Here is a 25308-nt window from a genome sequence, read left to right as displayed (position 1 = left end):
CCGTACACTCAAATAATAAAAAGTTGAAAAATCACAAAAAAGGAATTGAGTATGACTGAGGCTTACATCATTGACGCCATTCGTACACCGCGTGGAAAAGGGAAAAAAAATGGCTCACTTTATGAAGTGAAACCTATTTCATTACTCACAACTTTATTAAATGAACTTAAAGATCGGCATCAATTAGATACATCTAAAGTAGATGATATTGTTTTAGGTTGTGTCACACCCATTGGAGATCAAGGTGCTGATATTGCCAAAATAGCAGCCATTGCAGCAGGTTGGGACAATGATGTGGCAGGTGTTCAAATTAACCGTTTTTGTGCTTCAGGTTTAGAGGCTGTTAATTTGGCAGCACAAAAAGTTCGCTCAGGCTGGGAAGACTTAATTGTTGCAGGTGGCGTCGAATCTATGTCGCGTGTACCTATGGGTTCAGATGGTGGCGCATGGGTATTTGACCCTGAAACAAATATCGCAACCAATTTTGTACCACAAGGCATTGGCGCAGACTTAATTGCAAGTATTGATGGTTATACCCGTGAAGATGTCGATGCATTTGCGGAAAAATCACAAAAAAGAGCAGCCTATGCGCAGACACAAGGTTATTTTGATCATTCGATTATTCCTGTAAAAGATAAAGCTGGCGTAACCATTTTAGCCAAAGATGAGTTTATAAAACCAAACACAACTGTAGAAAGTTTAAGTACATTAAAGCCAAGTTTTGCAAGTATGGGGCAAATGGGTTTCGATACGATTGCACTACAAAAGTATCCTGAAGTTGGCGCTATTTCACATGTGCATCATGCAGGAAATTCATCGGGTATTGTAGATGGCGCCGCACTTGTACTTTTGGCATCTGAAAAAGCAGTAAAAGAACAAAATTTAAAACCACGTGCCAAAGTTTTAGCAACTGCGCTTGTTGGAACAGACCCCACTATTATGCTTATAGGGCCTGTGCCTGCTGCAAAAAAAGCCTTAGAAAAAGCAGGTTTAAAACTTAATGATATAGACCTATTTGAAGTCAATGAAGCTTTTGCTGCCGTGGTTTTACGTTTTATTCATGAATTAAACATTGATCCTGCAAAAGTGAATGTGAATGGCGGTGCAATTGCATTAGGGCATCCTTTAGGTGCAACAGGTGCCATGATTTTAGGTACGCTGTTAGATGAATTAGAACGACAAGGTAAAAAGCGGGGTTTAGCAACCTTATGCGTAGGCGGTGGCATGGGTATAGCCACGATTATCGAGTTGGTATAAGGAGAAAAATATGAGCGCTATTCAATTCCAAAAAAATGCAGATAACATCGCTATTTTAACGCTAGATTCTCCTCATCAGTCTGCCAATACCATGAATGCAGATTTTCGTGCTGCCCTCACAGAAACTGTCGAAAAATTACGAGCAGATGAAAGTATCATTGGTATTGTTTTTCAATCTGCGAAAAAGACCTTCTTTGCTGGTGGTGATTTAGACGAACTTATTCAAGCAAAACCAGAACATGCAACAGAATTCTTCAACATGATTGAAGATATGAAAACTAAACTGCGCTATATAGAAACTCGTGGAATTCCTGTTGTTGCTGCCATTAACGGTACAGCTTTAGGCGGTGGTTGGGAATTAGCACTTTGCTGTCATCATCGTATTGCTTTAAATAATTCAGAATCTACTTTTGGCTTACCTGAAGTCACCTTAGGGCTACTTCCTGGTGGTGGCGGTATTGTTCGTATGACACGCCTACTTGGTATTCAAACTGCTCTTCCTTACTTAATGGAAGGCAAGCAATTTGACATTGAAAAAGCAGTTTCATTGGGTCTCATTCATAATACCGCAGAAAATGAAATAGAGCTTTTGGACAAAGCCATTTCTTGGATTAAGAGCAATCCTCAATCTCAACAAGTTTTTGATGTCAAAGGATATAAAATTCCTGACGGAACGCCTGCTTCACCACACATTGCACAAATGCTTTCAATTGTGCCTGCTATGTTAAGAAATAAAACCAAAGGTTGTTATCCTGCACCTGAAGCCATTTTAGCGACAGTTGTTGAAAGTGCTCAGGTAGATGTAGACACAGCGCTTACCATTGAATCACGCGCCTTTACGTATTTAGCAACAGGTCAAGTTTCTAAAAACATGATTGGTACTTTTTGGCATGGTTTAAATGCAATTAAATCGGGTGCGAGTAGACCGCAAAATATTGCTCAATCTAAGACATCTAAAGTTGGGATTTTAGGTGCAGGTATGATGGGAGCAGGCATTGCTTATGTAACAGCAAGCAAAGGAATTGCGGTTGTTCTAAAAGACACTTCTATTGAAAATGCTGAAAAAGGCAAAGCCTACTCACAAAAATTGCTTGATAAAAAAGTCACTCAAGGACAACTTACATCTGAAAAGCGAAATCAAACTCTTAACCTAATTACAGCCACTGCAGATGCAAACGATTTAAGTGGATATGATTTAATTATTGAAGCTGTGTTTGAAAATTCAGAACTCAAAGCCAAAGTCACACAAGAAGCTGAAAACTTTTTAGCCGATGGCGGCATTATGGCATCAAACACATCTACCCTACCTATTTCTGATTTAGCTAAAGCATCTAAAAATGAAGCAAACTTTATAGGACTTCATTTCTTTAGCCCTGTCGATAAAATGAAATTGGTCGAAATTATTAAAGGAAAAAATACATCTGCGGAAACTTTAGCAAAAGCTTTTGATTTTGTTCTGCAAATTGGTAAAACGCCAATTGTGGTCAATGACAGCCGTGGATTTTTTACCAGTCGAGTATTTTTCACATTTGTCGAAGAAGGAATTCGACTCCTTGCTGAAGGTGTTCATCCTGCACGAATTGAAATGGCAGCTTTAAAAGCAGGCATGCCTGTTGGACCACTCGCAATTCAAGATGAAGTTTCACTCACCTTATCGGAACACGTTGCGAATGAAGCACGCAAAGCAAACCAGTATAAAAACGATAGCTTAACAAGTGCTGAAGAAGTCATTCACACCATGATTCATCACTTTAACCGTAAAGGCAAAGCTTCAGGTGCAGGCTTTTATGAATACCCCAAAGATGAAAAAAAACATTTATGGGATGGCCTAAGCCGTTGGAAAAAAGAAGTGGAAATATCCGAACAAGAAATGATTGATCGCTTTTTATTTATTCAAGCTTTGGAAACTTTACGCTGCCTAGAAGAAGGCGTTTTAACCTCTACAATTGATGGAAATATTGGTTCAATTTTTGGAATTGGCTTTCCTGCTTGGACAGGCGGTGCATTACAATTTTTAAATCAATATGGATTAAGCAAAGTACTAACTCGTGCAAGCGTATTAGAAAGTAAATATGGTGTGCGCTTTAAAGCACCACAAATACTTATCGATAAAGTCAAAAATAATGACTTAATTTAATAGCCTTTTACAGTTTATATAGGTGCTTATTGCACCTATTTTAAGCTCAATTTTGAATAGTACATCTGCACTTTGGCACAAATATACAGCCCTAAATTTGTACTTTTATGATATAAGATTACCCAATTAATGAATTTTTCATCTCAATTGGTATTGATTATGTCCGATCAAACATCTCCAGAAAAATCTCCTTGGGGCTGGAAAGCACTTATTTTATTCACCATTGGTGGCATACTATTTTTAGGCTTTTTCTATTTAGCTGTAAGCAACGAACCTGACTATATGCCAAGTCAAAAAGCAAAAGAGAATACTCAACAACATGCTTTTAAAAATGCACCGGCTATGTCTCAAGAAGCTTTAGATAAAGCTCAAGCAGATAAAGCTGAACGTGAAGCAATGTCTGCTGATATGCACAATATGTCTGCTGATGAACATGCTCAAATGTCTGATGCTTCAAGTGCACATGGTCATTAATATTAAGAATGAAGCATCTTAAAAAAGCGAGGCATATTGCCTCGCTTTTTTAATTCTATATAAACTTTATAATCAAAAATAAAAAACAGTGTTCTTATATTGATCCGAAAATTCATGCGAATCCTGCATAAACTAGAACATTAAAAATGCAAAGATTGAGTCATATAATGCAGTTATTTTATTCGAGTGATTTTTCAATAAATTCAACAAAATTCAATTTAAGTAACACATCCAATATTCTAAGAATAATTTGCGGTTTATTTTTAATTCCTGAAGTCTTTGGTAAGTTTAATGGCTTCATGCAGCTCAATCTAAACATCGTCAATTTCTTTGCAAGCGTTGGGCTAAATCCTCCTGAATTTTGGGTTTATAGCGCCGCACTTGGTGAGCTTTTATGTGGATTAGCATTAGTTTTTGGAATATGCACTCGCTATGCTGCACTTGGCGCGGCATTAATTTTATTTGTTGCTGTCATTGCCTTAAATATTGTTCGTGGGCACTTTGCTTGGACATGGTCTATCGGTGGCGATGAATATCTTATTTTTTGGATTATCTGCTGTTGTATTGTGACTTTAAATGATTTTAAAGCATTAAAAGAATAATTTAGATTTTAAAAAAGCGAGATCAATGATCCCGCTTTTTTATAAGATTCACTTTTAAATTACAGACAAATCCATATCAATATGTGGAATTCCACAATCTAAATAAAACTCGCCTTTTTGCTTAAAACCAAGCCCGTTATAAAAAGGAATTGCATGTTCTTGTGCAGATAAATGCAATTTGTTTCGCCCTTGGTTTTTAGCCACCTGAATAATTTCAAGCATGAGTAATTTCCCAATACCCAAACCACGATGCGAACTTAAAACAGCTACACGTCCAATACTGTTATTTTGCAATAATCGTGCTGTTGCAATGGCTTGATGATCATCATAAACAATAAAGTGCAGACTAATAGAATCTTGCCCATCCCACTCATCTTCAGCAGCAATATTTTGCTCTTGTATAAATACACGTGTACGAATCATTTGAGCATCTAATTTCAACTCATCCCAAGAACCTGAAACAATCTTGTAGTTAGATGCATTTGTTTTTGTCATTTTAGTTCCTTAACACTTACAACCAATATCTTGCTGATCCCATTCATCATTCATTAGAAGCTCCAATGAATGCTTTTGAATACCATACATATCTTTTAAAGCTTGTATTTGTGCAAGTACCGCTTGATCTGGCTCAGTATAGTCTTTGCGTTTTGTAGCCAAAATCATTTTATTTTTACTGGTGTGTTCTAACGCAACAAATTCAAAAACTTTCGTTTCATAACCATAAGCCTTCAAAATTAAGGCACGAATAGTGTCCGTTAACATTTCAGCTTGTTGCCCTGCATGAATGCCAAATTGAAGCATCGGTTGTAAAACTAGTGGTGCTTTTAATTGTGGACGCAATTCTTTATGACAACACGGCGCGCACATAATCATTTGTGCATTTAAACGAATGCCTGTGTGAATTGCGAAATCTGTTGCAACATCGCATGCATGAAGTGCAATCATCACATCTAAACGTTCTGGTGCGTAGGTACGTACATCACCTTGGAAAAAATCAAGCTGATTAAATTGAACATCGGAAGCTAATTTTTGGCAGAACTGAACCATTTTTTCATTCAATTCCACCCCCGTAACATGCGGTGTTTGAATGTGCTTTGTCATATAGTCGTATAAAGCAAAAGTTAAATACCCTTTACCTGAACCAAAATCGACTACATGTAATGCATGATCATCCGTTTTAATTTGATCTAAAGCACCTGAAAAAATTTCTACAAATTTATTAATCTGTTTCCACTTTCTCGCCATGCTTGGAATAATTTGCGCTTTAGCATCTGTAATACCTAAGCCCTGTAAAAACAAGCTATCTTGCTCAACAAAACGGTGCTTAGCTCGATCATGCCCTTGCTGTTCACTTACTTTAACGACAGGTTTATTTTTACTGATACTTAACATGACTTTTTTCTTATTTTTCTTCAATTGAAGTTCTTGTTCAGATGTTATTAAATTCGCTTGTTTACACACATTCAAAAGATCAACAATAACATCCATAGCTTGTTTAATTGGAAAGTTTTTAGTGACATCTTGCGTCTTATATTTATATAAACAGCTCAAAAACTGTTCATTTTGCAATAAAATGACTCTTAGGTTTATTTTTTCTAATTGCTCTAACTCACCTTTATATTGGCTAAAAATAAGTCGATCAAAACCTTGTGTTTCAAGAGCTTGCTGAAAGGTTTCTAAAAATTGCTGTTCTTGAACAGAGAGATTTGCCAATTGAGACATGAGTAAAACCTAAAGTAAATTGCAGTTAAAGTGTAAATGTTCTTACACAAAAATGAAAATTGAATTACTATACAGTTGTATATTTAACAATATGGCATAAGCCTATGAATGCGCCACTCGTTCAAGATTACGATAGTTCCGAAGAAAGAATTAATGTCTGGAGCCATGGAATTGGTGCCTTATTTGCCTGTATCGCAACAGCACTCATGATATACAAAGGTAGCTATTTAAGCATAGGTCAATGGATTGGGCTTTGGGTTTATGGTTTCAGTATGATCCTGCTTTTTACAGGCTCTACGCTATACCATATGGCAAAAACACCAGACAAACGCTTTTGGTATAAAAAATTAGACCATACCGCTATCTATTATTTAATTGCGGGAACTTATACTCCTTTTCTAGCAATTGCCATTCCAACAGATAAAGCGAAGTATTTATTAGTCGCATTATGGGTGATTGCGCTTATTGGTACACTATTCAAGTTAATTTTCATTCATCGTTTTCAAAAAATTTCACTCATTGCATATTTGGTCATGGGTTGGCTTGCAGTGCTTGTAATAGATGATATGCAGACGTATTTAACGAAAGATGCGCTCACTTTTTTAATCATTGGTGGATTATCTTATACGATTGGTGCATTGTTTTATGCATTAAAAAGAGTAAGATACACGCACGCTATCTGGCATATTTTTGTATTGATAGGTGCAGGATCACAATTTCTGTCTATCTATCTCTACGTGATTTAATCATCTCATTCTTCATTACAGTGACCCTGAGCGAGTCGAATTGAGACGGTTGCCGTTGTTTTTTTAAGAAATTATGTTTTTCTAAAAAGATTACGCTTTTAAAACTAAGTTCTTTAATTTTAGTAAGTGTAAGGTCTCCAATGTCGTCTTCCAATACTGTTGCTGCTGAGCAACCAACTAATTCAAAGTTTCGTGTACTTACTGCTAGCTTGGTAGGCACAACAATCGAGTTTTTCGATTTCTATATCTATGCTACAGCTGCTGTCATTATTTTCCCATATTTGTTCTTCCCAACTAGCACAGACCCAATGACGGCAACAATTCAATCTCTTGCGACATTCGCAATTGCTTTTATTGCTCGTCCTATTGGTGCAGCATTATTTGGACATTTAGGTGACCGAATTGGTCGTAAAGCAACACTGGTTGCCGCACTATTGACCATGGGTATTTCAACAGTTTGTATTGGTTTACTTCCAACTTATGCTCAAATTGGAATCGCAGCGCCATTGCTTCTTGCATTATGTCGTTTAGGTCAAGGTTTAGGTTTGGGTGGCGAATGGTCTGGTGCTGTACTTTTAGCAACAGAAAATGCACCTGAAGGTAAACGTGCTTGGTACGGTATGTTCCCGCAATTGGGTGCGCCTATCGGCTTTATTCTTGCAACAGGTTCATTCCTTACTCTCGGTTATTTCATGACTGAAGAAGCATTCATGCAATGGGGATGGCGCATTCCATTCATTTCAAGTGCTTTACTTGTAATTGTGGGTTTATGGATTCGTTTAAAACTTCATGAAACACCTGCATTCCAAAAAGTTTTAGATAAACAGAAAGAAGTAAACATTCCGTTTATTCAGGTATTTAAAAAGCATTCTGGCATGCTTGTATTAGGTACGATTGCTGCAATTTGCACTTTTGTTGTGTTCTATCTTACAACCGTATTTGCATTGCAATGGGGTACAACAAAACTAGGTTATAGCCGTGAAGAGTTCTTACAACTTCAATTAGTTGCTACGCTATGTTTTGCTGCATTTATTCCACTTTCTGCTGTATTTGCAGAGAAATTTGGTCGTAAAGCAACATCAATTGGTGTATGTGTTGTTTCTGCTATTTTTGGTCTTTTCTTTGCAGACTTACTAGAATCTGGTAGCACATTCGTTGTGTTCTTATTCTTGTGTATTGGTCTTGCAATTATGGGCTTAACTTATGGTCCTATCGGAACTGTATTATCTGAAATTTTCCCAACTTCAGTACGTTATACAGGTTCTGCGCTTACATTTAACATGGCTGGTATTTTTGGTGCTTCTTTTGCGCCATTAATTGCAACTAAACTTGCAACAGGTTATGGTTTATACGCTGTGGGCTACTACTTAACAGCAGCATCAACTCTTTCACTTTTAGCATTCTTGCTTATTCGTGAAACAAAACATGATGATGTAAACAACCAAGTTTAATTAGCGTGATTGATCATTAAAAAAACCAGCACAATGTGCTGGTTTTTTTATTTCTTTTTCTATATCTAGCTCAATGTAATTCGATAATATCAATTGTAGGTGGTACTCGAAAACGAAATGGCACACCCACCATTCCTGTTCCTACCGTTACAAATACATCTGCATGTTCATGCTGATAAAGCCCTTTCTTATGACCTAATATCGACACTTTTTTCATAATGTAGTCCGTTAACCACGGAAGCTCAACTTGTCCACCATGTGTATGTCCTGAAAGCATCAGTGGACGTGTTGGTAGTTTAGGCACCATATCTACAGTGTCTGGGTTATGTGAAAGAATAATCCAAGGTTTATCTTGTGGTAAGTCAGGCATATAACGCATATCTGTTTTACCTGCCCACAAATCACCTACACCTAATAATCTGAACTCGTCAAAATCTACAATTTGACCTTCAATATCGAGCACATTATTTTGTTCTAATGCCGTTGCTAATAACTGTTGAATTGGTGGTCCAGGATATTGTTCATCATGATTACCATTCACAGAGTAAACAGGTGCTTGAATGCCTTTTAAAACAGCAAGTTCTTCAACTAATTTATTTTCAGGCTCATAAGTCCAATCCCCTGCTACAACCACCAAATCGGGTTGTTCACGGTTAATTTTATCTACAATAAGTTTAAGTTGACGTTCATGTCCTGAAAATAAACCAATATGTAAATCTGCAATAAGTGCAATTTTTACTGGTTTATTTAAAGGTTTATCTGGATTAATTTTATATTGAGTTGTTTGAACCTGAATAAAAAATGGCTCAATAAAACGTGCGTAAATTAAAAGTCCACTCACAAAAACAATAAATATAGTTTCGTGAATTGAGTAATAACCAACAAATCCTGCGTATAAACTAAATACAAAAACTGGAATAAGTAAATAAGATAAATAAAATGCGAGTAAATGCACAAATGCTTTAAATGGATGAATGGTTTCAGTATTTGCCTGACTCAACCATGCTTGAGAAATACCCCAAATCGCAAGCAGACCCATCACGATATAAAAATATATAATCATTGAACTTGGATCCCACATATTTATTCTCTACATTTTCTTGACGTTATTATTACGCCCCATATCTTTATCTTTTCACAGCTGAGAACTATACTCAAACCAATTTTTATCTATTCTATTTTTAGATATAACTTCAAGGATTGTTCACTTGCAAGATCAACAAAATATTCATCAATCGAATTCTAGCTCAGTAGCCAAAATTCTACTTATGAGTACGCTTGTGCTTGGTGTTCCTGCATGTTCAACACTTCCTAAACAAATGCCACAGCCAATTCAAAATGCATTTGATATCAATACATCTACAACATCACTTGCAAAAATAATTGAACCTTTACGTGAAAAAAATATAGGTTTAACGGGCTATCATGTTCTTTATGACCCACTTGAAGCACTTGCTGCCCGTATTCATCTTATTGATCGTGCAGAAAAAAGCTTAGACTTACAATACTATATTTGGGACAACGACAAAATAGGTGCACTTGCATTACACTCTATTATTCAAGCAGCAGATCGAGGTGTAAAAGTTCGATTATTGGTTGATGATAATAATGCAAAAAAAATGGAAGGCATTTATCTTGCGCTCGATCAACACACCAATATTAGTGTAAAACTTTATAACCCATATCGTTTCCGCCACTACCGTGCAATGGACATGGTATTAGATTTAAAACGCATTAATCGACGTATGCATAACAAAAGCTTTATTGTCGATAATCAACTTGCGCTCATTGGCGGACGTAATATGAGTAATCAATATTATAACGTCAGTGATAATTATCAATTTTCCGATGTCGATGTGATTTTAGCAGGGGCTGCATCTGATGAAATTATTCATTCATTTGATGAATATTGGAATGATGATTATGCCTTCCCTGTACGTCAATTGGTTAATCCAAGACATTACACTTTACGTTACGATGGATTAAAACAACAACTTAGTGAACATTATCAACAAGCAACAGTTCAAAATTATTTAAATTTAGCGTATCGCTCTCAAGCTTTTGAAAAATGGCTCAATGAAAATATTCAATTCGATTGGGTAAAAGCCGAAGTTGTAAGTGATTCACCAAGTAAAATTAAATCAAAAGCATCTAAAGAAGAACATTTAAACTTTCAACTACTTAACCGTTTAGATAAACCTACAAAAAGTGTAGATATTATTTCAGCTTATTTTGTTCCTGAAAAAGAGGGGGCTAAAAAACTCAATGAGTTAGCAGAATCTGGCGTGAATGTTCGTGTTTTAACAAATTCATTTAAAGCGAATGATGTTCCTGTTGTTCATGCATTTTACTCAAAATATCGACAAGATCTTTTAGAAAATAATGTTCAGCTTTATGAGTTTATGCACACACCTTCGCAAAATAATTTATATGAAAATACAGAAGAACTTTCTAAGAAAGCAAAAGTTAAATTAAAAGGCTTAAGCCGTTCTAGCTTGCATGCCAAACTTATGGCAATTGATGAAAAGCAAGTTTTTATTGGTTCATTTAATTTCGATCCAAGATCATCTTATTTAAATTCAGAAATTGGTGTTTTGTTAAATAGTCCAAAATTAGCACTTGGCGTGCATCAGACTATGAGTTCAAACTTACCCAAATACGCTTATAAACTAGTTTTAGACTCTAAAAACAATATTAATTGGAAACATACCAAAGAAGATGGTTCGCTCGAAACTTTGCGTAAAGAGCCTAAATTAAAATGGTATAAAAAAGCAGCCTTAAAATTTGTTTCTTGGCTGCCAATTGAAGGATTTATGTAGTTTCTAGTTTGATTCTGGTGAGGTTACAACTTCTTTTTGCAAAGTCGCTAAACCTTCAACCATTTTCTGTTGAACCAATGCTGTTAAAGTTTCAACCGTATGCCCTTCCACAGAAATTGCAGGCAAAGCCATTAAATGTGCAGTTACTTGCGGCATTTCAATCACTTTCTTTACATGCTCTGCAAAACTAATATTACCAATATACGGCGCAACCATATCTTGTTCACCATTTTGGTTTACATAACAAATCACACATGCCTGAACAGGACGCTGTGCTTCAATTGCAGCACCTAAAATTCGACCATGCACTTTTTTAATTCGAGTACCATCTGTTGTGGTTGCTTCTGGAAAAAATAAAACAGGAATATCTTGCTTTAAAAATTCAGCAATTTGTTCTCGAATACGAACAGAATCACCAGAACCACGCTTAATAAATAACGTTCCACCGCCTTTCGCAAGCTTTCCAAGCAACGGCCATTTTTCAATTTCCGCTTTAGCCAAAAAGAAAACTCTAGCACCCGAACCTAACACGGCAATGTCTAACCATGAAACATGATTACTCACCCAAAGTGCAGGTGTACGTGGAATTTCACCATGCACTTTCACTTCAATATTAAATTCACGGCATAACTTTCTACAAAAATACTGCACATAACGCGTATTTTTAGGATTATTCGAATCTTTATATAAACCGTAACGATAAACCAAATAAAAGCCCTGAAGAACAGTGGCTGTACCTGTTATGAGTTTTTTTGAGTAAAGAAAAAATTTAGAAATCGCATTCATATTTAATATTTAATATATTGAAGTTGCAGGATCAATAAGATGCTCGCATTAAACATCATCATTATTTGGCATTATCTTATACTTTTCATAGCCAACTTGCATTGATTATAAAAAACGAACACAAAAATCATATTTATCAATTTTAATTTATTTAACAAATAAAATATTATTATTTTATCGAAATATTAGATCAATGGTGATTTTCATGAATCCTCAAGACAACGATCAAACTCATACCTCAATCAGCTATTCATCTGCACTGCAATTTATTATTGGTGGCTGTATTTTATATTTTGGTGCCATTATTTCTTTTGCACACCTCTTTGTTGTCGCGCTATAAGAAATAGCAAAGCATCGCTATCAGATATACTCTAGAATATAACTTTATTATGTTTGTAGAGATTCGGCTGAGTGATAGATTTAACAGAACATCAAGTTGGTGAGCGAGTTATTCTCGTAAGCGTCATTGTACAAATGCTCAATGACCTTGATGCAGATGAATTTTCTCTTCTCGCAAAATCTGCGGGTGCCGAAATTTTAGAACATATACACGCACAGCGTATTCGACCAGATGCCAAACTTTTTATTGGTTCAGGTAAAGCCGAAGAAATTGCACAGCGTGTTGAAGAGCTCGATGCAAATTTAGTTATTTTTGACCATGCGCTCACTCCTGCTCAAGCACGTAATTTAGAACGAATTATGAAATGCCGAGTTGTGGATAGAACAGAACTTATTCTTGATATTTTCGCGCAACGTGCACGTACTTATGAAGGTCGTTTACAAGTTGAATTAGCTCAGCTTCAACATCTAGCATCTCGTCTTATTCGTAGCCGTGGCGATTTAGACAGTCAAAAAGGTGGTATTGGTTTACGTGGACCAGGTGAAACATTACTAGAAACAGACCGTCGATTGCTTCAATTACGTATGGGGCAACTCAAATCTAAAATTGAAAAAGTAAAACAAACACGTCAACAAGGTCGTTTAGCACGTCAAAAAGCTGCAATTCCTACAGTTTCTTTGGTCGGATACACCAATGCAGGAAAATCGACACTTTTTAATATTTTAGCCAATAGTGATGTTTACGCAGCAGATCAACTTTTTGCCACACTCGATCCAACCTTACGTGCTTTAGAATGGGATGGTATTGGTAAACTTGTACTTGCAGATACTGTTGGTTTTGTACGTAACCTATCTCACTCATTGGTAGATTCATTCAAAGCAACACTTGAAGAAACACTCGAAGCAACATTATTACTGCATGTGATTGATTCAAACAGCCCCGATATGTTGGAACAAATTGAAGCTGTTGAAAAAGTTTTAACTGAAATTGGCGCAGATGTACCTATTATTCGAGTTTATAACAAAATTGATCAATCCCAAGAAGAAGCAAAAATTATTTATGCTAAACCGCATTTACCAGATCGCGTTTATGTTTCAGCGCATAGCGGAAAAGGTTTAGATTTACTCAAACAAGCCGTTCATGAAGCTTTAATGGGACACCTGCAAAGCTTTGAATTAATGCTTAAACCATCTTACGGAAAATTGCGTAACCAACTTTACTCACTCAATGTAATTCAATCTGAACATTATGATGATGAAGGTAATTTACAGCTTCATGTCATTATGGCTCCACAAAAAATTGAACAGCTTATTAAGCAAGCACATTTACCAATTGGTGAAATATTAGGCGAAAAAGCTAAAATTTTTCAAAGAAAGCTCGAAGAGTTTGAAATTCAGGATAGAATCGATTAAAAGTTGATTAATAACGGATTAGAAGTATAAATAAAATGGAATTTATTAAAGGTATTGATTGGACAGCATGGGTGGGAACAATTCTGCTCATTGTTGGATTTCGTGAATCTGCACTTTGGATTACTACTCAATTCAACCATCCAGAACTTGGCAACTTAGTTGGTTTACTTAGTTTGCTTGTTGTTCTTTTCCTATGGCGTACATTTGGAAAACTTCCAACTCGACTAGTCGATACCAATAATAAAATTATGAAAGAAAGTGCATTTGCTTTCTTGCCCATTAGTGCAGGCTCATTACTCATGATGGTGCATATGGGTGACAAAATTCCTGCATTTTTACTGGTGCTATTTATTAGTACCTTAATTCCCCTATGGGTTTACGCAAAAATGGCCAAGCGTTGGTTATAGGAGAATTAAAATGATTGGAATTCTATACGCTTTTATTATTACCTTTATTGCATATATACTTGCTAAACCCTGCAATAAAAAAATCCCTCAAGTACCCGTTATTGTTTTCGGAATGTTCTTCATTATTGGGCTTTTGTTCATTTTTGGTCTGCCTTATGAAAAGTATATGACCAATGCAAACCCACTTTTCAATAATTTATTGGGTTACGTGACTGTTGCACTTGCTATTCCTTTAGCTGCTATGCGCTACGATGACTTACCATTAAAAGGTATTTTAGGCATTTTAATCTTTGCAAGTTTTAGTGCTGTAGCCTTACCTATGGGACTTGCCTACTTATTGCATATGACTAGCCCAGATATTATGGCATTTGCAACTCGTGCTGTAACAACCCCTATTGCCATTAATATTGCCACCCTTTTACAAGCTCCTATTAGCTTAGTCATTCTTATTGTTATTTTATCTGGCGTAATTGGTGCTGCATTTTCACCTCTTATTTTACGACACATTAACGATGAAAGAGCCTCTGGTTTAGCTTTAGGCCTAGCAGCTCACGCTATTGGAACAGCGCAAGCATGGCAACGTGGAAGTGTTGCAGGTCGTTATGCTGCTTTTGGTATGGCAGTTAATGCCGTATTTACAGCAGTTTGGTTGCCTACTTTCATTTTATTCCTTCAAAACTCTTAAGTTTAAATAATTGTTTTAAATTAAGAAAAAACATATTATGAGCCAAATAACTTTCACATAAAAAGGAACATGAAATGAAAGTGCTTGTGCTTGCAACTTCACTTATTTTCTCTGCAATTGGGAATATTGCATTCGCTAAAGACATCTCTGGAATGTGGAAAAATATTGATGATAAAACAGGATCATCAAAAGCAATCTTAGAGATACGCAAAGAGAAAAATGGCTCGTATACTGCCAAAGTTGTAAAAATCACACCTCGCCCAGGTTACAATCCCAAAGATACTTGTGTTAAATGTCCTGCACCTTATACAAATCAACCTATTTTAGGTATGGATATTTTAAAAGGTTTGCAGCATACAAATGATGGTGCTTACACTAACGGTAAAATTATAGACCCTCTTACTGGCAAAATTTATAGCACGAAAGCAAAATTAAGTAGTAGTGGTACTCGCTTAACACTAAGAGGATATGTTGGTGTTTCTGCACTCGGTCGCAGCCAAACATGGCTAAAAGTAGACTAATTATAAAAGCCACTTACACCAGTGGCTTTTTTATGTTGTTTATAATCTTAACTATTGAATATAAAAATAAATTTCACATACATAATCAATTAAATATTACCACTTTATATATTGACTAAATTGTAAACAATGGGCTATTTTGAACATTACAAAATAAAAATTATCTTCTATCAAAAGGAATCTGATATGAAAAGTAAATTGCTTATAGCTAGCACATTTGGTTTATTTTTAAGTGCAAATGCTTTTGCCAACAATATTGCAGGAAAATGGCTTCAAATAGATGATAAAACAGGAACATCGAAAGCAGTTATTGAAATTCGTAAAGATACCAATAACACTTTTACCGCTAAAATTGTAAAAATTACACCACGACCAGGCTATACCCCTCAAGAAAAATGTAAAGATTGCCCCGCACCTTACACCAACCAACCTATATTAGGTATGGATGTATTGAAAGGTCTAAAACTAGTTTCTGAAAACAACTATGATGGTGGAAAAATAATTGATCCACTTACTGGTAAAATTTATAGTGCGAAAGCCCGACTAAACTCGACAGGTAAACGTTTAACCCTACGTGGTTATATGGGTATTTCTGCAATTGGACGTAGTCAAACCTGGATTCGCCAAGATTAATCGTCTATCTATAAAAATACTAAAAGCCACGTAATTACGTGGCTTTTTTATATAAATTTCAATTATAAATTTTCAATACCTTGTATCTTAATTAAAGCACCTTTAGGTGCAGGAACAGCATTTGCTAGATTCGTTTTAATAGACTGGGCTAAATCACCTTTATAAAGTTTAGAACCTTGATGCGTTAATTTTGAATGCCCATCAAGATAAATTTTTCCACCCATTTTTTCCCATAGATAGCAAAAACCATAATCTTCTGACAAATAACGCTTAGATTCTGGATGTACCATCACATCAAAAAAACGATAATGAAGACCTTTGTTTTCATACCCATGTGAGTCACTCACATATTGCAACTCGGGATATTGTTTCATCATCTTTTCAAATACAGAGCGTTTAATCACCATAAAACCCGTTGGCGCTTCGCTTATTTCAATAAAGCCATCTTCATTAACATTTAATACAGCCTCGTTACTATCAGGATCTGTAGATGCATTAATTGGATATTTTTGATAATTATTTTGAAAATCAGAAGCCGTCATTTGGGCAGGTATGCCACTTGTAGGCCAATCTTCTCGTTTTAAAGGATAAGCTCCTGCAGCAACCTCATAATCAGCCATTAACAGCCTGAAAGCTGCATCTGCATCAAACCCAATATCAGAATCAATCCAAAATAAGTGTGTCCATTCTTTATTTGTAAGAAATTCAGCTACAGCATTATTTCTCGCTCTTGTGATTAAACTTTCACCTCTCATCAAATAAAACTGCAAAGGCATGCCAATACTCATGGCTACATTCTGAAAGTTTAATAAAGATATTAAATAGTTGTGAAAATATTTACCGTCATGACTTGGTGTCACAACAAGTGGGTAACAGTTTTTTAAATCTTCTAGTTCTAACATCTTGTTTTTTCCAATTATTTTTAATTTTTTATATCACTACAAAACTTTATTAATTTTATATATTTATCCATAAAAAAGCCACGTAATAACATGACTTTTTTATAATCGTTTAAATTAATATTACGAAAACATCGGATTATGAACAGCAAACATCCTTTTATCTTCTAAACGATATGCAAGAAGATTATTTCCCCAAACACAGCCACCATCTACATTTTGAATGTTTTCTGAAATTATCTGCCCTTCAAGTGCGGCCCAATGTCCAAAAATAACTTGATGTGTTTTTGTGGCTTGAGATTCAAATTGAAACCATGGTTTAAACCCTTCAGGCATTGGTTCATCTAAAGCATCTTTGAAGCTAAATTCCAAGCGACCTTCTGCATCGGTTAAGCGCATACGGGTTAAATAATTGGTGATACAACGTAAACGCTCATTACCTTTTAGGTTTTCAGACCAAAGTGTTGGTTCTTTGCCATACATTTCTTCTAAAAAAGCATCAACCACGGCAAAATCGTCATGTCCTACTACAACTTCAACTTCTTTGGCATATTGTGCCGCTTGTTCAACCGTCCAATTGGTTGGAATACCTGCATGCGTTAAAACCGTTTGATCATTTGGAAATAAACACAAAGGTTGCTTACGCAACCAATCAATAAGATCATCACTTTCTAAAGCGTTAATCACATCTTGCGTATTGTCTTTCTCTTTGATTTTTTTAATGCCACGCGCAACTGCCAATAAATTCAGATCATGATTACCTAAAACTGTTGCAGCAACACCACGATCAACCAGTTTTTTAATAAAACGAATTGCACCAACCGAGTTTTCACCACGAGCAACTAAGTCACCTGCAAACCAAATAAAATCTTGATCTGAATCGAACTGTATTTCTTTTAAGAGTGCTTTCAGGGCTTCAAAGCAGCCCTGAACATCACCAATCACATAATTATATCGAACGTTTTCACGAGACATTTATGCATCTACCATTTGATCTGCAAGTGCAACAAATTGAGTTAATGTCAAAGTTTCAGGACGTGCCATAGGATCGACACCTGCTTTTTCAAAGCCGTCTTCAGCCAACATGCCTTTTAAGCTATTACGCAAAGTTTTACGACGCTGAGTAAATACATGAGAAACCAAACGTGCTAATGCTTTTTCATTATTCGCAACAATTGGTTTTACATCGTACGGTTCTAAACGGAACACAGCAGATGTTACTTTTGGCGGTGGATTGAAAGATCCTGGTGGCACTTCAAATAAGAAAGTTGGTTTGCAGTAATACTGAATCATCACTGATAAACGACCATATTCTTTGGTATTTGGTGATGCAGTAATGCGATCTACTACTTCTTTTTGAAGCATGAAGTGCATGTCTTTTACTTTATTACCAAATCCTAAGAGATGAAATAACAATGGCGTAGAGATGTTATACGGCAAGTTACCCACGACACGTAACGGGCGACCATCTGCAAATAATTCTGTGAAATCGTACTTTAGCGCATCGGTTTCAATAATAGTTAAACGCTCAGGATGAGGTACTCGACCTGGTAAACCTGCTGCTAAATCACGGTCAAGCTCAACGACTGTTAATGCATCACACTCGCCAATTAAAGGTGATGTTAATGCTGCAAGACCAGGACCAATTTCAACAATATTCTCACCTGCACGCGGATTTACCGAGCGTACAATTTTGGCAATTACACGTTGGTCATGTAAGAAGTTTTGCCCGAAACGCTTCCGCGTGTGATGCCCTTCATCTTTTGGGTTTAAGGCATTAATTTGATACATAAAATTTTTCCAACGTGAAACTAAGCAAATAAAATCAATGGTGTGCAAGATCAAGCGCTAAATCGACAGCAACATGTAAGCTCGAGCTTTTTGCTTGCCCTGTACCTGCTAGGGAGAGCGCAGTACCATGATCTACAGATGTACGAATAAACGGTAAGCCTAAAGTAATATTAATGGCTTCACCAAACCCTTGCGATTTTAACACAGGTAAACCCTGATCGTGATACATCGCTAAAACGGCATCAGCATCTTTTAAATTTTCAGGGGTAAATAAAGTATCGGCAGGTAAACTTAAGCTCATTTGAATACCCTTTTCACGATAAGTTTCAAGTACAGGGTTAATCACTTCAATTTCTTCCATACCTAAATACCCATCTTCACCTGCATGCGGATTTAAACCACAAACTAAAATATTTGGATGTTCAATCTTAAATTTAGTTTTTAAATCGTGAATTAAAATATCAATAACTTGATGTAATCTCTGTTTTGTTATTGCATCAGGAACATCACGTAAAGCCAAATGTGTAGTGGCAAGCGCGACACGTAAAGACTTTGTAGCAAGCATCATTACAACACGTTCAACGCCCGCATATTCTTGGTAAAACTCTGTATGACCACTAAAATGAATGCCAGCATCATTAATAATAGATTTCTGAACAGGCGCTGTTGCAACACCTACACTTTTTCCATTCATTGCATATTCTGCAGAACGTCTTAATTGTTCTAGAACATAGGCTGCATTGTTAGAATTTAGCTGTCCTGAATATACAACTTCATTTAACGGCACATGCTCCACATATAACTGATCTTTAGCAGATGATACCGTTTGTCCTAAATATTCAATAAAATTGATTGAAATATTAAGCTCTTTTGCACGAGCTTTAAGCAGAGTTAAATCGGCTAAAACGACAAGAGGTCGCTCATCTACTCGATTTGCTAAACTTAAACAAATGTCAGGACCAATTCCAGCAGGCTCACCACTCGTTACATATAGAGGAAGCATCGATCCTAACCTCACTTTTAAACCGAAAGAAATAACATTATACATCTTCAATAAAATTGCAGAAGAACAACCTGTAAGCATCAGAAAATATTTATCTTTTTAATATTTTTTGAACGTTTTCTTAGGCTGTTTATCATTATTACAAAACTGCTAAGATTATTCTTTGCACTAAAGGCATTTTAATACTAGAATACAGCGCTTGAAATTCTAATTTTCATTTGTGATTCTTCACGTAATCGTTTAGAATCGCGTCTCCTTTAGTTTGGACAGATTCCATAGTCCAAACCAACTATAATAGGTAGTGGTTTAATGAAAACTCTCAGCGCTAAGCCAGCTGAAGTTCAACACGACTGGTACGTTGTTGATGCTTCTGGCAAAACTTTAGGTCGTCTTGCGACTGAAATCGCTCGTCGTTTACGCGGTAAGCATAAAACTTCTTATACTCCTCACGTTGACACTGGCGATTATATCGTTGTTATCAATGCTGAAGAAATTACTGTGACTGGTAAAAAAGCTCACGATAAGAAATACTATCGCCATACTGGTTTCCCTGGTGGTATTCGCGAAACTAACTTTGAAAAGTTAATCGCGCACAAACCTGAAACAGTTTTAGAAAAAGCTGTTAAAGGTATGTTACCAAAAGGTCCTCTTGGTTATGCAATGATCAAAAAAATGAAAGTGTACGCTGGTACTGAGCATCCACACGCTGCTCAACAGCCACAAGTTTTGGACATCTAAGGGATACAGCACATGGCTACTAACTATGGTACAGGTCGCCGTAAGACCGCAACTGCACGTGTTTTCCTATCAGCTGGTACTGGTAAACTCGTAATTAACAACCGTTCTTTAGAACAGTACTTCGGTCGTGAGACTGCTCGTATGGTTGTTAACCAACCTCTTGAGCTTTTAGAAGCTACTAACAAATATGACCTTTACATCACTGTTGCTGGTGGCGGTATTGGTGGTCAAGCAGGCGCTATTCGTCACGGTATTACTCGTGCGTTAATCGCTTCTGACGAAACTTTAAAACCTGCTCTTCGTCAAGCTGGTTTCGTTACTCGTGATGCTCGTGAAGTTGAACGTAAGAAACTTGGTTTACGTAAAGCTCGTAAACGTCCTCAATTCTCTAAACGTTAATTCGTTTACCGAATCGGACAAAAAAGCCTTGGATTTTCCAAGGCTTTTTTATTGTTTAAAATTCTTTCAACTTTCACACATCATGTTTACTATAATTCTTTCAACAGCTTCGTGATTTTATAGGCTATTTTTAGTATCCTATCTGATTCATTTATTATTGCTGTGAAATATGTCAGTCGAAGCTGCACCACTCCAAGGAATTACGCTATATAGTCATGCAAATGACTTTCGCTCTCATTGGATTCGTTATGTTCTTGCTGAAAAACAAATTAAGCACCACCTCATTATTATTGAAGATGATGACGAAGATGTTGCAAGCCTAAATCCATATAACAAATTACCTATGCTCATTGAAAATGACTTGAAGCTTTTTAGCACAAGTATTATTTCTGAGTACCTAGATGACCGATATAGACAAAATAAACTTTATGCAGATGCGCCAATGCCACGTGCGGAACAACGTCAATATATTTGGCGTTTTGAACAAGATTGGCTAATGCTTGCAGATAAAATGCTTCGTCATCCAGATAGCTTTAATAAAGACGAAAGTGTTAAAGCACAAAAACAACTGAAAGATACACTCGTCTCACTCACACCATTGTTTCAACATTATCCTTATTTTATGTCAGAAACATTCTCAATTTTAGACTGTATGCTTGCACCCATTTTTTTACGCTTACCAACAATGGGGATACATTTACCACCGCAACATTGCAGACCAATTTTACTTTATATGCAACGTATTTTTAGTCGCCCTGCTTTTTTGAAGTCACTCACATTGCAGGAAAAAAATCATTATCGTGAATTATTGAAAAATATTTAGGTCATATTATGTCTGAATCAGAGCTGAATGTAACACCTACCCGCCCATATCTTACTCGTGCAATATATGAATGGATTTGCGACAACAATCTCACACCACACTTACTCGTTGATGCTACACAACCTAATACGCTTGTGCCTGAGCAATTTATTCAAGATGGGCAAATTGTATTAAATACAGCACCACATGCCGTACATGCGTTAAACATGAGCAATGATGCAATTAGCTTTTCTGCACGCTTTGGTGGTGTTTCTCGTGACCTATACATTCCTTTTCAAGCATTAATAGGAATATATGCACGTGAAAATGGACAAGGCTTATTTTTTGATGCAAGTGAATATGATCATATCAATAATGATCAAGATGCTTTAAAATCAAACACTGAAGAGAATAATGCAACAACGAAAAAGAAACCAAGTCTAAGATTATTAGACTAATAAATGGGGTGTATTAATGGCTTTCGATTTGGTCCAATACTTTAATGATCAATTAATATTTCAAAAACCATTACTTTTGAATAATTATGATCGTGAATTACGTGACAAATACATATTAGAAATTAATACACTAACTTTAGGTAAACTTGTTACCCTTTGGCGTGACAACGATGAGATTCAATTCGAAAAGCTCAATACATTAAATGATGCTTATATTTCAGAGATTACTAATAGCCTATTAACGTCTAAGCACAATCAATCCACACTTAAGCCTAATGAGCTTAAAGCTGGAGTTTTAGAGATCCTCACCTTCCAGCTTGAAGAAATATTGCAACTTGAAACAACTGGCAGTTATGGGAAAAGAGGATTAAAAGAACTTCTTTTAGGTCAAATTGAACATCTTTCTGGACATGCAGATGATTGGGTTTGGTCAACAAATGGACTCTTAGAACTACAAGGCTCTAAAACCATTCATCAAGAAGATATATCATTAGATTCAACAATGAAGGAGTTTAATCAAATGGTTCAACAACACACTCACACTGATGACAATCAAGTTTCAACAGAAACTGTAACGCCTACATGGGCTAAAATTATAGAACCTGTAGTTGCTCTCTTAATTCTTTGGATTCTAGCTCAAGCTTTATGCAGTGTATTTGCATAAGCACTTATACTTAACTAAAGGCTACAAAAATGTAGCCTTTTTTTAATTAACTTTTTACAAATAGTTACAATTACATTCTAAGCACCATCATAACTTCTATTTTGTGAGAAGGGTCGAATAAGTTTCACTAAAGGGTTAAACATATCTCAAAACAATTGACCAAAACTATCATAAAATCTATTCTCATTTTTATTTTAAGTTTGCAGATAAAAAATAATTCATTGATCTTTCTAACTTATTCTTTATAAATAAGATTCTACTTAATGATTTTCATATCAGATATGTAGAAATAATATTATTTATAAAAAGAGAGAATAAACATGGCTAAAGTATCATTGGAATCACTAACAAATATTGATGGATTTTATGCAGCAGCATTAGTAGATGGTGAAAGTGGCCTTGCACTGGCTACTCAAGGAGGGGGAGATTTAGATTTAGAATTAGCAGCAGCAGGTAATACCGAGGTTGTTCGCTCAAAACGCCGTGTCGCTCAAGCATTAAACTTAAATGACAGCATTGAAGATATTTTAATTACTCTGGGGAAACAATACCATCTCATTCGTCCACTCGTGAACAATGAGAATGTATTTATCTATCTTGTACTTGATCGTTCCAAAGCAAATCTAGCAATGGCACGACATGAACTGAAAAGTTATGAAAAAGGCTTAGATTTTGCTTAATACAGTGAGATCTCTAAAAGCCCTTTTTTAAGGGCTTTTATTTCCCTTAAGTTTAAGAGGTCAAAATATGAATCATATAAAAATTAACCTAACTGATTTTCCAGCCTATGCTTTATTGTATTGGACCCAAAACCTCTTAAATCAAATGCACACTATCAATACAAATCCTCAAACTTTACTGAACTCAAATATAAATTTTGACGCAAAAAATATTGATAAAATCACAGAGACACTAAACAATTTATATAAAAAACACCATGATTCAAAACTACATATTTATGATTCTCAAGGCACTATCGCTATATTAGATTTAGCAAAAAACAGAGCTTGGGCAAATGATTCACGGTTCAAACTTTCAACAGATTTTACTTTTGATTGTGAAATCGCAAGTATTGATGCCATAACACGTGTGAATCGTAAACAAACATATGTGCTTAATGATTTTATTTGGAATTTATTTTGGAATACACCTGATATAGCTCAACATCTTTGTGCTCCCGATGGGCATTATAAAATTTATTATTGGCCAAAACCAAATGACCAACAGCATAAAAAAATCATTTTTCAACTTTCAGCATGTTTTATTCAAGGCGGGAAAATATCAACTATTGCCGAGCAATTAAACATTCCAATTGAAACTGTTCAACGCTTTATCGGTGCATGCATTACGATCAATAATTTCAAAAAAATTAATGCTTGGGATCCACATTATTCACCAGCAGTTAAACAAGAAACCAAAGAGGAAGTTGGATTTATTAAATCTTTCTTTAGCAATTTAAGACAAAAATTTAATTTATAAAGAGAATATTAATGATCATACAACAATATAAAATTGTTTTTGCTGGAACAATGGGTGCAGGTAAAACCGAAGCAATTCGGACACTTTCAGATATTCCCATTTTAGTGACAGAAGCATTAAATACCGATGTTGAAAGCCACAAAAAAATGCAAACAACTGTTGGCATTGATTATGGTGAAATTACCCTAGATAACGGGCTTGTGATTGGTCTATATGGTACACCAGGTCAACAACGGTTTGATTTTATGTGGTCTATTATTTGTGAAGGTGCTATAGGGGCAATTATTCTTATTGATCACACACTCGATAATTCCATTGAGGAATTAGAAAGCTATTTAGAAATTTTCCAAGAATATAACAATGACATTGCCATTGGTATCACGCATGCCGATGAAGCACCTGAAAAATCAACATTTATGTATCAAGACTGGTTAATTAAAAATGACCTTTACCATCCATTATTTATTGTTGATGCACGTGTAAAAGATGATATTAAATTACTCTTAGAAGCACTCATTACATCCATAGAAATCAATTACAACATTACGGGATAATGGAGATTTAAATGTTTGCAGTTAAAAATGAAAGAAAAACACCTGATCATGTAATTCAACATGCAAAAAATGAAATTCAGCATATTATTAATACAGTCAGTGGTGTTAATTTTATTATGCTTTGCTCAACAGATGGATTTGAGCTAGCGACGTTATATAAGCTAAATACCTTCAATAACACCAAAATTGCAGCAGTAAGTAGCTCTTTACATGCGATGGTTAGTGCACTAATGAATGAATTACAACTCACTGGATGCCAATCTATTACTTTAGATGCTGATAATGGTAAAGCATTGCTTACTTCAGTTAACGGTCAATATCCTATGATTATTGTAACTTTAGCTAATAAAGACATTCTTCTTGGACAATTATTACATGAATTAAAAAATGCGAGTATATCTATTACCAATGCTCGAGATTAGTAAATAACAATCTCATAACTATTTTACTTATCTATTCCCCTACAGCCTTGTCTATTTACTACATATTGTTTTATATCAAATTTACTTTGTTTTAATTATTTTAACGC

The 25308-nt window shown here is 35.6% G+C and carries 30 protein-coding genes; 22 read left to right on the top strand and 8 right to left on the bottom strand.

Annotated elements, in window-relative coordinates:
- The first annotated feature begins 51 nt into the window (after positions 1–51).
- The 4 genes from SKM54_RS10275 to SKM54_RS10260 all read left to right on the top strand — a co-directional run bounded on the left by SKM54_RS10275 (position 52) and on the right by SKM54_RS10260 (position 4470).
- Complete coding sequence (locus tag SKM54_RS10275) at positions 52–1257, top strand: acetyl-CoA C-acetyltransferase (protein WP_321095287.1); 1206 nt, start codon at positions 52–54, stop codon at positions 1255–1257.
- Positions 1258–1267: 10 nt separating this feature from the next.
- Positions 1268–3394 carry a 3-hydroxyacyl-CoA dehydrogenase NAD-binding domain-containing protein gene (locus tag SKM54_RS10270; protein ID WP_321095286.1) on the top strand — a complete coding sequence of 709 codons (2127 nt, stop codon included), beginning with the start codon at positions 1268–1270 and terminating at the stop codon, positions 3392–3394.
- 159 nt (positions 3395–3553) lie between these two features.
- Positions 3554–3868, top strand: a complete 315-nt coding sequence (locus SKM54_RS10265) for a hypothetical protein (protein ID WP_248102519.1) — start codon at positions 3554–3556, stop codon at positions 3866–3868.
- Between the two features lie 167 nt (positions 3869–4035).
- Complete coding sequence (locus tag SKM54_RS10260) at positions 4036–4470, top strand: DoxX family protein (RefSeq protein ID WP_321095285.1); 435 nt, start codon at positions 4036–4038, stop codon at positions 4468–4470.
- A gap of 54 nt (positions 4471–4524) precedes the next feature.
- Here the strand turns inward: SKM54_RS10260 and SKM54_RS10255 are convergent, their stop codons facing one another.
- Together SKM54_RS10255 and SKM54_RS10250 are read right to left on the bottom strand one after the other, a co-directional pair.
- Positions 4525–4965: a GNAT family N-acetyltransferase gene (locus tag SKM54_RS10255; protein ID WP_321095284.1), complete on the bottom strand. Its 441-nt coding sequence runs from the start codon at positions 4963–4965 to the stop codon at positions 4525–4527.
- Positions 4966–4974: 9 nt separating this feature from the next.
- Positions 4975–6192 (bottom strand): class I SAM-dependent methyltransferase, encoded by a 1218-nt coding sequence (locus SKM54_RS10250; RefSeq protein WP_248102510.1) that lies wholly within the window; start codon positions 6190–6192, stop codon positions 4975–4977.
- 104 nt (positions 6193–6296) lie between these two features.
- Here SKM54_RS10250 and trhA point away from each other — a divergent pair, with 104 nt between their 5' ends.
- Positions 6297–6938, top strand: a complete 642-nt coding sequence (gene trhA / locus SKM54_RS10245) for a PAQR family membrane homeostasis protein TrhA (RefSeq protein WP_321095283.1) — start codon at positions 6297–6299, stop codon at positions 6936–6938.
- A gap of 140 nt (positions 6939–7078) precedes the next feature.
- Positions 7079–8389 carry an MFS transporter gene (locus SKM54_RS10240; RefSeq protein ID WP_321095282.1) on the top strand — a complete coding sequence of 437 codons (1311 nt, stop codon included), beginning with the start codon at positions 7079–7081 and terminating at the stop codon, positions 8387–8389.
- 70 nt (positions 8390–8459) lie between these two features.
- Here SKM54_RS10240 and SKM54_RS10235 read toward each other — a convergent pair whose 3' ends face one another.
- Positions 8460–9470, bottom strand: coding sequence for a metallophosphoesterase (locus tag SKM54_RS10235; RefSeq protein ID WP_321088579.1), 1011 nt, complete (start codon positions 9468–9470; stop codon positions 8460–8462).
- Between the two features lie 187 nt (positions 9471–9657).
- Here SKM54_RS10235 and SKM54_RS10230 point away from each other — a divergent pair, with 187 nt between their 5' ends.
- Positions 9658–11208 (top strand): phospholipase D family protein, encoded by a 1551-nt coding sequence (locus SKM54_RS10230; RefSeq protein WP_321095317.1) that lies wholly within the window; start codon positions 9658–9660, stop codon positions 11206–11208.
- 3 nt (positions 11209–11211) lie between these two features.
- Here the strand turns inward: SKM54_RS10230 and SKM54_RS10225 are convergent, their stop codons facing one another.
- Complete coding sequence (locus SKM54_RS10225) at positions 11212–11994, bottom strand: lysophospholipid acyltransferase family protein (protein WP_321088580.1); 783 nt, start codon at positions 11992–11994, stop codon at positions 11212–11214.
- 205 nt (positions 11995–12199) lie between these two features.
- Here SKM54_RS10225 and SKM54_RS10220 point away from each other — a divergent pair, with 205 nt between their 5' ends.
- From SKM54_RS10220 to SKM54_RS10195, 6 genes are all read left to right on the top strand, one after another.
- Complete coding sequence (locus tag SKM54_RS10220; protein WP_321088581.1) at positions 12200–12334, top strand: hypothetical protein; 135 nt, start codon at positions 12200–12202, stop codon at positions 12332–12334.
- A 71-nt stretch (positions 12335–12405) separates the two neighbouring features.
- Positions 12406–13746 (top strand): ribosome rescue GTPase HflX, encoded by a 1341-nt coding sequence (gene hflX, locus SKM54_RS10215; protein ID WP_321095281.1) that lies wholly within the window; start codon positions 12406–12408, stop codon positions 13744–13746.
- Between the two features lie 35 nt (positions 13747–13781).
- Positions 13782–14153 carry a hypothetical protein gene (locus tag SKM54_RS10210; RefSeq protein WP_248102507.1) on the top strand — a complete coding sequence of 124 codons (372 nt, stop codon included), beginning with the start codon at positions 13782–13784 and terminating at the stop codon, positions 14151–14153.
- A 10-nt stretch (positions 14154–14163) separates the two neighbouring features.
- Entirely contained in the window at positions 14164–14838 is a 675-nt protein-coding gene (locus SKM54_RS10205; RefSeq protein WP_321092502.1) for an LrgB family protein, read from the top strand.
- A 74-nt stretch (positions 14839–14912) separates the two neighbouring features.
- The gene (locus SKM54_RS10200; protein ID WP_321088583.1) at positions 14913–15359 is read left to right on the top strand and encodes a DUF2147 domain-containing protein; all 447 of its coding nucleotides are present in this window, start codon (positions 14913–14915) and stop codon (positions 15357–15359) included.
- Between the two features lie 186 nt (positions 15360–15545).
- The gene (locus SKM54_RS10195) at positions 15546–15992 is read left to right on the top strand and encodes a DUF2147 domain-containing protein (protein WP_321090343.1); all 447 of its coding nucleotides are present in this window, start codon (positions 15546–15548) and stop codon (positions 15990–15992) included.
- 62 nt (positions 15993–16054) lie between these two features.
- Here SKM54_RS10195 and SKM54_RS10190 read toward each other — a convergent pair whose 3' ends face one another.
- The 4 genes from SKM54_RS10190 to pdxA form a co-directional block, all read right to left on the bottom strand.
- Positions 16055–16894 (bottom strand): hypothetical protein, encoded by an 840-nt coding sequence (locus tag SKM54_RS10190; RefSeq protein ID WP_321095280.1) that lies wholly within the window; start codon positions 16892–16894, stop codon positions 16055–16057.
- Positions 16895–17014: 120 nt separating this feature from the next.
- Positions 17015–17866 (bottom strand): symmetrical bis(5'-nucleosyl)-tetraphosphatase, encoded by an 852-nt coding sequence (locus SKM54_RS10185; protein WP_321095279.1) that lies wholly within the window; start codon positions 17864–17866, stop codon positions 17015–17017.
- A complete protein-coding gene (gene rsmA, locus SKM54_RS10180; protein WP_321095278.1) occupies positions 17867–18682 on the bottom strand; it encodes a 16S rRNA (adenine(1518)-N(6)/adenine(1519)-N(6))-dimethyltransferase RsmA in 816 nt (271 codons plus the stop codon).
- 34 nt (positions 18683–18716) lie between these two features.
- The gene (pdxA, locus tag SKM54_RS10175; protein ID WP_321095277.1) at positions 18717–19685 is read right to left on the bottom strand and encodes a 4-hydroxythreonine-4-phosphate dehydrogenase PdxA; all 969 of its coding nucleotides are present in this window, start codon (positions 19683–19685) and stop codon (positions 18717–18719) included.
- 309 nt (positions 19686–19994) lie between these two features.
- Here pdxA and rplM point away from each other — a divergent pair, with 309 nt between their 5' ends.
- The 9 genes from rplM (at position 19995) to SKM54_RS10130 (ending at position 25201) form a co-directional block, all read left to right on the top strand.
- Positions 19995–20423, top strand: coding sequence for a 50S ribosomal protein L13 (rplM, locus tag SKM54_RS10170; protein WP_153372433.1), 429 nt, complete (start codon positions 19995–19997; stop codon positions 20421–20423).
- A 12-nt stretch (positions 20424–20435) separates the two neighbouring features.
- Positions 20436–20822 (top strand): 30S ribosomal protein S9, encoded by a 387-nt coding sequence (gene rpsI, locus SKM54_RS10165; RefSeq protein ID WP_067731057.1) that lies wholly within the window; start codon positions 20436–20438, stop codon positions 20820–20822.
- Between the two features lie 169 nt (positions 20823–20991).
- Positions 20992–21645: a glutathione S-transferase N-terminal domain-containing protein gene (locus SKM54_RS10160; RefSeq protein WP_321092494.1), complete on the top strand. Its 654-nt coding sequence runs from the start codon at positions 20992–20994 to the stop codon at positions 21643–21645.
- Positions 21646–21653: 8 nt separating this feature from the next.
- A complete protein-coding gene (locus SKM54_RS10155) occupies positions 21654–22082 on the top strand; it encodes a ClpXP protease specificity-enhancing factor (RefSeq protein WP_321090336.1) in 429 nt (142 codons plus the stop codon).
- 16 nt (positions 22083–22098) lie between these two features.
- Entirely contained in the window at positions 22099–22746 is a 648-nt protein-coding gene (locus tag SKM54_RS10150) for a hypothetical protein (RefSeq protein WP_321088591.1), read from the top strand.
- Between the two features lie 320 nt (positions 22747–23066).
- Complete coding sequence (locus tag SKM54_RS10145; protein ID WP_321090333.1) at positions 23067–23426, top strand: roadblock/LC7 domain-containing protein; 360 nt, start codon at positions 23067–23069, stop codon at positions 23424–23426.
- 67 nt (positions 23427–23493) lie between these two features.
- Positions 23494–24225 carry a hypothetical protein gene (locus SKM54_RS10140; RefSeq protein ID WP_321092490.1) on the top strand — a complete coding sequence of 244 codons (732 nt, stop codon included), beginning with the start codon at positions 23494–23496 and terminating at the stop codon, positions 24223–24225.
- 11 nt (positions 24226–24236) lie between these two features.
- Entirely contained in the window at positions 24237–24779 is a 543-nt protein-coding gene (locus SKM54_RS10135) for a GTP-binding protein (protein WP_321090331.1), read from the top strand.
- A gap of 11 nt (positions 24780–24790) precedes the next feature.
- Positions 24791–25201: a roadblock/LC7 domain-containing protein gene (locus tag SKM54_RS10130; RefSeq protein WP_321090330.1), complete on the top strand. Its 411-nt coding sequence runs from the start codon at positions 24791–24793 to the stop codon at positions 25199–25201.
- The last annotated feature ends 107 nt before the right edge of the window (positions 25202–25308 follow it).

The sequence above is a fragment of the Acinetobacter faecalis genome (genome assembly GCF_034187745.1).
Taxonomy (GTDB): domain Bacteria; phylum Pseudomonadota; class Gammaproteobacteria; order Pseudomonadales; family Moraxellaceae; genus Acinetobacter; species Acinetobacter faecalis.
The sequence above is the reverse complement of the archived record's forward strand: the minus strand, read 5'-3'. Positions and strand labels throughout refer to the sequence as shown.